Origin of the sequence: Yersinia sp. 2542 StPb PI, from assembly GCF_048593855.1 — a bacterium.
Classification (GTDB): domain Bacteria; phylum Pseudomonadota; class Gammaproteobacteria; order Enterobacterales; family Enterobacteriaceae; genus Yersinia; species Yersinia enterocolitica_E.
Genome location: NZ_JAZGQA010000174.1, coordinates 1 through 8776, shown reverse-complemented (window position 1 = coordinate 8776; position 8776 = coordinate 1). Strand labels below are relative to the sequence as shown.

The following is an 8776-nucleotide window of genomic DNA, read 5'->3' as shown; positions in this document are numbered from 1 at the left end:
ATTATCTTATAAACAGAAATAATTATCACTTACTGTTATCTTTTTTGGCTCTGCCAATCATTGTAAGCCAGTACGTAATGCCATCTTATGGCGCGATAGCATCACCTCATCTCCACCTGGGTGCCTAATTTACGCGCTAACCCTTTGGCACCTTCTCGCATAACGCTATCATGATTCCAGCGAAATAATGGGGCAGCGATTGGCGCCAGACAGTTCATCCAGCGCGTATTGGTTCGAATATGCCAATCGTAACGAACAATGGTGTCGCTGCCATTGTAAAATAATGACCACTGCCCAATCCCTTCAACTTCACCACTCGCCTGCCCCTCTAACAAATGTAAAGGCATAATGGTTACTACATGAATATCAAAGGTTATCCGATAAGGAAGTACACCTTTCCAGGTATAACGATGTAATGCGCCGATACCCTGTAGATCACCTTTTTCTATCTCAATGATTTGCTCCAGGCTTTTCCACCAATGCGGCCACATATCCGGGTGGCATAAAATATCCCATACCGCCTGAAGTGGTGCCTTGACCTGCCAAATAGTGGAAAACCGATACTCAGCCATACCAGCGAACTCCGCATCAAGGGGTGAAAAAACGCTCAGGAAAATGCAAATTGATAATCATTGCCGCCATAATGACCGTTTCCAGTTGCTCTTCATCCACCCCATAGCTGATCACTTTGACAGGCAAATGGGATCGATTATCTAGCCAGATGTCACAACGATGCACCTTATCCACAGTGAAACCGGCCGGGCCAGTTATTGAGAGGTGCAATACCGGTTGTTGCGCGAAAACCTCCTCACCAAGAATTGCGGTCTTGCCACCTTGTTGCAGGCGCTGGATGTTGTCTAACAACCTTCCAATGTCTGATTGATCCACCCGGTGGCCATTTTTATCGCGTATTAAGATATTGGTGGGCAAAAGGCTCAGCACGGGTAGCGTGTTTACACCGAAGGGCCATAATCGAACTTTGCCACTGTCAGGGCTATAGACCAGCGCGGCGCCATTATGGGGTTCAGTAAAATCCATACGCACATATCCCGGCTTACGATAGCTATAACGAATCACCGTAGCCTCGCCCTGTGCTGACAGAGAATGAATTATGACCTGATAGGATTCAATCTGCTCAAAATGGTGTTGAGCGACCCGAATCGGGTCAGAGGTGAGGAGACTCGATATTGGCATGAACATCGGGCTGGCATCACCCGCCATCGCTGCATAGGCAACACTGCCCGGCAGCAGTAGCGCCGTCAGTATTACAATGAAACCGGTTAAGCCGCGAATAGCCTTCTCCTGCATTTGGGACTCATCAGTCAGAACTCTCTGATGTCATAATTAAATATAGGCCTAAATAGCAGCAAACAATCAACAACCCTGATCTATTATTTATCATCTTGCCACGCCAACTTAGTGTGATAGGGATCGCTGAATTTTTTTTCTATAAGTGCTTGAATAATGGCGGAGCAAGTGGGGGTTTTTCCCTCAGAAAGGTTATCTTCTCAGTCGTTTTCGGGGCAACCTCTTCAGCCGCTCCGGTATCTCTCCATGAAACGGTTGCGATCATGCACCTTTTTACGGCATGTTTATGGCAACACCTCCCTGCTTTAGATATTCGAATTATCACTTTGTGGGCAACCTGATGATTAAGTGGCTGTGGAAAGCAAATCAACCGCAAGCGGAGATGCTTGCGCAGTGGCAGGAAGCACTGAACATCCCACTGTTGGCTCCGCTGAATGAGCAGGAGCAGCAGCGGCTGGTTTCTGTTGCCAGTAATTTGCTGCAACAAAAGCGGCTGGTGCCATTGCAGGGGTTAGAACTAACACCGCTGATGCAAGCCCGCCTTTGTCTGCTATTCGCACTGCCAGTGATGGAACTCGGCGCCAAATGGTTAGATGGCTTTCATGAGGTCCTTATTTATCCTTCACCTTTTGTGGTTGATGACGACTGGCAAGATGATCTCGGCTTGGTGCACTCTGGCCAAACGGTACAATCGGGTCAAAGTTGGGAACAAGGGCCGATTGTCTTGAACTGGCAAGATATTCAAGATTCCTTTGATTTATCAGGCTTTAATCTGGTTATTCATGAGGCCGCGCATAAGCTGGATATGCGTAATGGTGGCAATTCTAACGGGGTGCCTCCTATTGCTATGCGTGATGTAGCTGCATGGGAATATGACCTGCATCAGGCGATGGACAGTATTCAAGATGAGATAGATATGGTGGGTGTCGAGGCTGCCAGTATGGATGCGTATGCCGCCAGTGATCCGGCCGAATGTTTTGCGGTATTATCAGAGTATTTCTTCAGTGCGCCTGAACTATTAGAAAGTCGTTTTCCTGTTGTTTATCAGCATTTCTGCGCATTCTATCGTCAGGACCCACTCGCCCGATTAAAACGTTGGGAAAATGGGTTAGCGGATAATCAAAACACCGATAATATGCAGCCACTAAGTTAATTACCTATACCTTCGTTGAAGCAGTAAAGAGTCGATAGTTAATAATAAATCGCGGACTGGCCTTATTTAGCCGCTATCTCCCCCCTCTTTGCTCAGATGCTGAGCAGTCAATCGCAATGTACTAATTTAGCGTTGACAGTATCGGGCATGCTAGATATCATGCGCCCCGTTCACACGATTCCTCTGTAGTTCAGTCGGTAGAACGGCGGACTGTTAATCCGTATGTCACTGGTTCGAGTCCAGTCAGAGGAGCCAAATTAGAGAAGCTCGCTTAGGCAACTAAGCGGGCTTTTTGCTTTTGTTTTTTGATCGTTTTTGTGTGTTACTGGCCGAAGCCTCTTTTCTAAGCTGCCTGTACGGCAGTGAACAGTTATAAAATACACATAACTTGCTGATGGTAAAAGAACAATAGACTGCGAGGGTAAAAAAGGCTTTTTTAATACTCTCGGCCAACCCTGTATAAAATCAATACGTTAGTATTGGCCGAAAAAAGAGGGTTAAAAATAGAGAATGGTGGCGATGATGCTGCAACCATAAACGCTAAACCTTCCTGTAATCAGAATTTTCTGCAACTCACCTTGCTCAACAAATAACAAGAAGTGTAGTGTACTAAACTGGCTTTTTAGTCGTAAAAAAAGCAGATTACACCACTGCTAATGGCGGTTTGGAATACGTTATTTTGCTTCGTTTTCCGTTATCCACCGGCCTATATTTGGATTGATCCTGTGCGGCTATTATCGTACCAGGCCGACATTTTGATATGTTAATTGTTAGATATCCTGGAAATTACAACGTTGTGTGCAACGGAGACATCCGTACAAAAGTGCGAGATGGGTATTAGTCGACGCGAAGGAATATGAATATGGCTGAGTTTCAGAATCCGTTTTTCACCAGCACGTCAGAAGACGTGGAAGCCGAATACGTTTGTGGTGTTGAAGCCTTACGGGCAGGCGATTGTAACGCTGCAAGCAGACACTTAGGCAATGCTGCTCGGGGAGGTCACGTTTCGGCATTATTCAATCTTTCTCTTCTTTGGGGGTCAGGCAGTGTGACGCCCTATGATTTCGATCTGGCGGCAGACTGTTGGTATAAAGCAGCGGAAGCCGGTCATCCTCGAGCCAAAGCTATTCTCTGGCAGTTGGAGGCAGCGGATCGAGGTGGATTTGGGGCAAATAATCTCGCTAAATTTGCCAAAGACGCGAATTCTGGGGATAGCCTGATATATTCGATAATGGTTTGTGCCGCCCGCTTTTATGATGTGATTTGCCGAAAATACGGCGCTACGGTGGACGTTATCGCTTATGAATTGGATGCAGCCACAATGAGCAATTTTGATTTCGTTCATTCATTCGTCAAGCGAACTGGCATAAACAAGGACTTCTACGAAGGGGGGTTGAACCGGTTAAAACCCGATTCAGCCGCGGATCAAATCGTTGATGGCCTAAATCAGTTACATGCTGCGATGAGATCGTCAGGTGTAAGCGAAAAGCTCGCTGCCATGGCCCGTTGCTCTATCGTGGGACATATCATTGCAAAATCACCCTACGGAGAGCATTCTCAGCCGCTTCGCGGTATAGATACGTTCTTTATTGAGGATGCCGGATTATTAGCTGAATCGGACGAGAGTCATGCCAACGAAATGGACTTATCTACCAGAAAGCGGGAGTCTCAGGTCGAGCAAGCTCAGAGACAAATCGCAGTTAATCTTGAGCAGATGGGGGCATCGGTCCTCCTCATAACGCAATCAGGGAAAGTCGTTATGACGGCAGACAGCTTGCAAGACCGACCACGCAATTGGTTTGGTGGGAAGGTCATGGAGGTCATGATAAGCCGCCCAGGCTTAGCCCCGTATTTCATCTATTATGAGAACGACGAGTACTACTACAACATGTCTGGGCCTGCTCAGCAGTCCTTTTCCAACGCTCAAGGCTACAACAACTATCGCAGTAACGTATCGCAAGCCCTATGCATGTATTTGGTGGTACACCTGATAGCAACACAGGGTAACGATATAAGTCATCCTGAGATGTCATTCAGTCACAACAGAATACACACTAATGTCATCGCCTACGTTGATAGGCTGAATAACTGGTACCCCATTCAACACAACTCGGCAGAATCAGACTCAGCGACAGAACGCAAGGTCGCACTGGTTAATAGGGGCGAGATCGACATTACTGATGTTATTGCCGTTCATCATACATCTCCCTCATAGATTAACCGCGGTTGCGGGGAGTAGCCTTTATCGGCAATTCCCCGAACTGATCCAGACGTGCGCGGCTATCTTCCAGGATTACTGTCCGATGGGTTGATACCCTGCCACTCCGGTTTATTCGGCATGCCCGCGTCGTCTAACACTCTATAAAATGAACTTCATAAAACTATACATAAAAGGCTGATTATTATAATGAAGCCACTTTAGGCATTGGTTTTGCGTTCAAATACCTAAGACCATCCTGCGTCACTGTTATAAATTGCACTCTTTGTGTCGTGGTTTACGCAGATTGAAGTGACTATCCTTGGTGGGCAACTGGCAATTAATACACGCAGCAGCACAATGTCGCCGCGTATCGATTAATGTCGAATGGCTATTCGGTTATCCCCTCTTTTGCAGATGATTCAGGCTGCCATACAACGTCAGCAAATGTGCGTATTCAGTCGTATCATAAAAATTACAGGTACCTCGTCCATATTCTTTGGCCACTTCAACGGCGAATTTTACCACCAATGCAATATCCACTTCGTGGCTGGCCCCGGTACCACATCCCGGTACAACCGACTCGGTGCAGATTGCGACGCCGACCACCGGCGCAGTTGTGGCGGTAGAGGGCTGGAGAATACTGTTGATATGATGCACACCATTACCATACGGTGTGATGTCTTGCGTCGTGATAGGGAATGTTACTGCCGGGCGACCACTGGTCATCTCCATGATGCGTAAAAGATCTTCCGCCACCCGCAAAATATAGCCTTCCTTCACCGTCGGTGAAAGTGCGTAGCCTTTGTGATTGAGTATACGGTTGCCTTTGGTCGTGTCGATCGACAAAATGGCATCGGCTTGCGTGATCATCTCATTATTATTCATCGTCACGTCATCAATCGGCGAATCCATAAAATCAACGGGATCGTGCGAGCGAGTTGGTGCATTTGGACAAATGTGGGTGGTGACTATCACATCTCCCGGTAATACATCTCCGTTATGTTGCATCTGTGCCAGTTTCAGCGCGCTGGCAATTACCGCAATGGCACCATCACCGTCGGAAACCAGCCCGATACGTGTTGGCCGCGCACCAACCCCACCGAGGCGGCCAATAATACCCAATGTAGGTGCCTTGCCGCCCAGGGTCTTGCCTTCACTGCCCACAATTTCAATGCGCACAAAATCAGTTGCCCCTTTCTCGCCATCGACGCGATGGGTCGTGGCTTTTACCGCCGGGTATTGGGCAAACAACGCGACAATCTCTTGTCCGTTAACATATGCACTATCAATTAATTCATAGGCCTGTATTGTTTGTTTCAAACTCATTTTTATACCTCAATCATGTTGCAGGATGAATCAATGCATCCTGCATCAACCGCTACTGGTTATTTCCCTTTACTGGAAAAAATGGAGTTAAAGAAGTTATACAGTGCATCGCCGGCAATAAAGCCTGCCGCCATAATTTCCATCGGCGTGCGGCCTTTATCACCCCAGCGTTTAATAATTAGGATACGCAGTGCGATACCCACCACTACCGCCCACCCTGCCATCGCGTTGTTAATTAGCAATCCGGTGGCCAGCAGCACCCCAAGCTGTCGCTTCGGCCCACCAATGAATTGCACGATAGCGCCGGGAATAGCCCAGATAAGCAGATTCAATGCAATGCCCGGCTGTGCACCGGCCTCGATAGTCTTGGCATATACCCGCGCCACTGGTGGAACCAAGCCCTGTAGGAAATAACTGGTGTAAGAGAAATAAACTACCGGAATGGCAATCACAAAAGCGATAAGTGCAGCGATCAGTTGAATGCGGCGCCCCCACAACTCTTGCTGCAAGTCTTTACCATAACCTCGCAGGATAAAACCGGCTTTCAGATCAAATCCCATATCGGCAAATGCCGGCCCGGTTGCCGCAGTGAAGCCTGTCAGAATGCATAATGCTAGCGGGGGGAAACCAATTAAAATACCTATAATCAAGGTAATCAGCGCGACGGCAAAGGCAGGGAACCAACCAGAGTGCATCGCTGCGATACCCACGATCAATTCATGTACAAAGGCAGCAAAAGCTGCATAAATCACAAACAGTAACAGCATGACCAATGACATTTCACTGTATAGACCACCGGCCAAAGCCAGCAGTGCAGCAATAATGATATACCCAACCGCGCCCAGTCCCAGTGCCTTACGCACCTCGCTGTCAGGTTGCGCATGAGTGGATTTGCTCTCGCCATTCTTATTGCGAATCACCTGTACAACTTGAATCAAGGCCACCAAACCGGCCCCAACCATCACCCCGTGTGGAATAAAATGTGCATTGATATCGACTCCGGTCATTGGCTGGCCGTAAGCTCTCAGCAACAAACCGACTCCAAACATGCTCAGAGCCCAAATATTGCCAATAAAAGCGGTACCAAAGGCTGCCATCGGAACTTTTAGCATTGAACCGGCGATACCCACCAGAACACCCACCACGAGCAGCCATGCTTGCTTACCACCTCGGTCACCGGCTTTGATTGCTTCCGCAGCAGCCACACCGGGAGGCCAGGCATTAGCGGCCGGAAAGACTTTGGTATCAAATAATCGATACAATAGATAAGCATCCAGCAACATCGCTGCCGCAACACCACATAGCATCGGTAGGATCAATTGCGGTTGGCCCATGACATAGGGCACAGCAATCGGCATCAACAAACTATTAGCAGCACCGAAGGTGGCTGAAGAAATAACGGTTTGCGCCAGATTCTGGGTATGTATCGAACGATAGCGCTGAAACATCTGTAATGGAATGCGCGCAAGCAGCATGGCAATAAGCGCACCGATAATCGAGGTATTAGGCGTCACGCCCAAGGTTGTTATCAGTTGTACGCCGATAATTGCCCCCATAACGGATAACAGCACCATAACCAGCAGCGTGCTGATATCTTTCAACGGATTTATCGCTTTTTCTGGTTTCATAAGCCCCTGTCTATCTTTGGTATTTGGCAAAAATAATATTTCAGGCATAGGATGCCGTCGCAGTTCCAATATTTGGAACCAACAATGAAATTTATTATTTATAGCCTGACTTAGCTTATTTAATTGCACCGTGCTTATTCACAGTGCAATTAAATAATCGGTAAGATGCCCTGGTGTTGGCATACTGATTTATTAATCAAAAACAAAACTCTATTCGCGGTGAGTTATTTGATCTGTTGCCAATATTCATCACCGAGTTTTTTAGCTAATTGCCGGGAAACCGTTATCAATGCCGCCAAAACCTGAGGTGGATAAGGCTGATCATCGGACTGAGAGGGGAAAGATAAGCATAACCCCACCGTTTCACTACGGTGTTTATTGGTTACCGCCGTCGCGAGTGAGCTGATCCCAGGCAGGGTTTCGTTACGCGCCAAAGACCACCCTTGCCCCCTGATTTGCGCCAGTTTTGGCAGCAATGTATCGAGCATTTGTCCAGAATCCGGCAGGGCACCTTGATAGCCAGCGATAAAGCGTTGCCGAACATCATCATCACTTTCTCGTGCCAATATGGCCCGGCCTACCGAGGTTTCCGCGGCGGGTGAACATCCGCCAACCGGCGTGACCACATGTAAGAAATGACGGCCAGGGAAGGTTCGCATAACCCTGATATCTCGCCCCTCCAGTACCGATATATAACCGGTACAAAAAGTCAGTTGGCCTAAATGCGCCATAGCGACTGCCGCATTGTCCACCAATGGCGTTGATAAATAGTGGCTAGCAACGGAAAGCAGTAAATGACCAATTTTATACAAGCGAGTCTGAGGATCTCGCTCCAGCAACCCTTGGTTTTCCATCGTTTGTAATAGGCGCGAAACTGTGCTTTTCGGTAAACTCAGTTGTTCAACCACATCGCTGAATGAAATACCCGGCTGACCGTGCGTTATGCATCGATGAGAAAATAACTTCAATACCGCAGTGGCATTTTCTAATGTCGTCATCTCACACCTGTTCCATTATATGGAACCAAGTTCTTAAATGGTATTTCGAAATTAGAACCCGTCAAACTTATTGTCAATAAGTTTATTTTTTTATGTGAAGTGAAATTGAAAATAATGATAATGTTATAAAAACACCCCAGCATCTAGTACAAGAGCAGCAGCA

The 8776-nt window shown here is 47.4% G+C and carries 8 protein-coding genes and 1 tRNA gene; 3 read left to right on the top strand and 6 right to left on the bottom strand.

Annotated features, from left to right (window positions below):
* Positions 1-101 precede the first annotated feature (101 nt).
* Together V1952_RS17275 and V1952_RS17270 are read right to left on the bottom strand one after the other, a co-directional pair.
* Entirely contained in the window at positions 102-572 is a 471-nt protein-coding gene (locus V1952_RS17275) for an SRPBCC family protein (RefSeq protein WP_372558627.1), read from the bottom strand.
* A 16-nt stretch (positions 573-588) separates the two neighbouring features.
* Entirely contained in the window at positions 589-1308 is a 720-nt protein-coding gene (locus V1952_RS17270; protein WP_372558626.1) for a DUF1571 domain-containing protein, read from the bottom strand.
* A gap of 340 nt (positions 1309-1648) precedes the next feature.
* Here V1952_RS17270 and mtfA point away from each other — a divergent pair, with 340 nt between their 5' ends.
* Both mtfA and V1952_RS17260 read left to right on the top strand, forming a co-directional pair.
* Entirely contained in the window at positions 1649-2461 is an 813-nt protein-coding gene (gene mtfA, locus V1952_RS17265) for a DgsA anti-repressor MtfA (protein WP_083159203.1), read from the top strand.
* A gap of 179 nt (positions 2462-2640) precedes the next feature.
* Positions 2641-2716, top strand: a tRNA-Asn gene (locus V1952_RS17260).
* Between the two features lie 242 nt (positions 2717-2958).
* Here the strand turns inward: V1952_RS17260 and V1952_RS17255 are convergent.
* On the bottom strand, positions 2959-3102 hold the full coding sequence (locus V1952_RS17255; protein ID WP_127891223.1) for a type I-F CRISPR-associated endoribonuclease Cas6/Csy4: 144 nt from the start codon (positions 3100-3102) through the stop codon (positions 2959-2961).
* Between the two features lie 221 nt (positions 3103-3323).
* Here V1952_RS17255 and V1952_RS17250 point away from each other — a divergent pair, with 221 nt between their 5' ends.
* A complete protein-coding gene (locus tag V1952_RS17250; protein WP_420075196.1) occupies positions 3324-4676 on the top strand; it encodes a hypothetical protein in 1353 nt (450 codons plus the stop codon).
* A 381-nt stretch (positions 4677-5057) separates the two neighbouring features.
* Here the strand turns inward: V1952_RS17250 and V1952_RS17245 are convergent, their stop codons facing one another.
* The 3 genes from V1952_RS17245 to V1952_RS17235 all read right to left on the bottom strand — a co-directional run bounded on the left by V1952_RS17245 (position 5058) and on the right by V1952_RS17235 (position 8613).
* On the bottom strand, positions 5058-5987 hold the full coding sequence (locus tag V1952_RS17245) for a DUF1177 domain-containing protein (protein WP_372558595.1): 930 nt from the start codon (positions 5985-5987) through the stop codon (positions 5058-5060).
* A 59-nt stretch (positions 5988-6046) separates the two neighbouring features.
* A complete protein-coding gene (locus tag V1952_RS17240; protein ID WP_372568996.1) occupies positions 6047-7615 on the bottom strand; it encodes an OPT/YSL family transporter in 1569 nt (522 codons plus the stop codon).
* A 224-nt stretch (positions 7616-7839) separates the two neighbouring features.
* The gene (locus tag V1952_RS17235) at positions 7840-8613 is read right to left on the bottom strand and encodes an IclR family transcriptional regulator (RefSeq protein ID WP_372558593.1); all 774 of its coding nucleotides are present in this window, start codon (positions 8611-8613) and stop codon (positions 7840-7842) included.
* Positions 8614-8776 lie beyond the last annotated feature (163 nt).

Bases quoted from the DNA above. Each gene is read 5' to 3' on its own strand.
- V1952_RS17275 (WP_372558627.1), bottom strand. From the start codon at position 572: ATGGCTGAGTATCGGTTTTCCACTATTTGGCAGGTCAAGGCACCACTT.
- V1952_RS17270 (WP_372558626.1), bottom strand. From the start codon at position 1,308: ATGCAGGAGAAGGCTATTCGCGGCTTAACCGGTTTCATTGTAATACTG.
- V1952_RS17240 (WP_372568996.1), bottom strand. From the start codon at position 7,615: ATGAAACCAGAAAAAGCGATAAATCCGTTGAAAGATATCAGCACGCTG.
- V1952_RS17245 (WP_372558595.1), bottom strand. From the start codon at position 5,987: ATGAGTTTGAAACAAACAATACAGGCCTATGAATTAATTGATAGTGCA.
- mtfA (WP_083159203.1), top strand. From the start codon at position 1,649: ATGATTAAGTGGCTGTGGAAAGCAAATCAACCGCAAGCGGAGATGCTT.
- V1952_RS17250 (WP_420075196.1), top strand. From the start codon at position 3,324: ATGGCTGAGTTTCAGAATCCGTTTTTCACCAGCACGTCAGAAGACGTG.
- V1952_RS17235 (WP_372558593.1), bottom strand. From the start codon at position 8,613: ATGACGACATTAGAAAATGCCACTGCGGTATTGAAGTTATTTTCTCAT.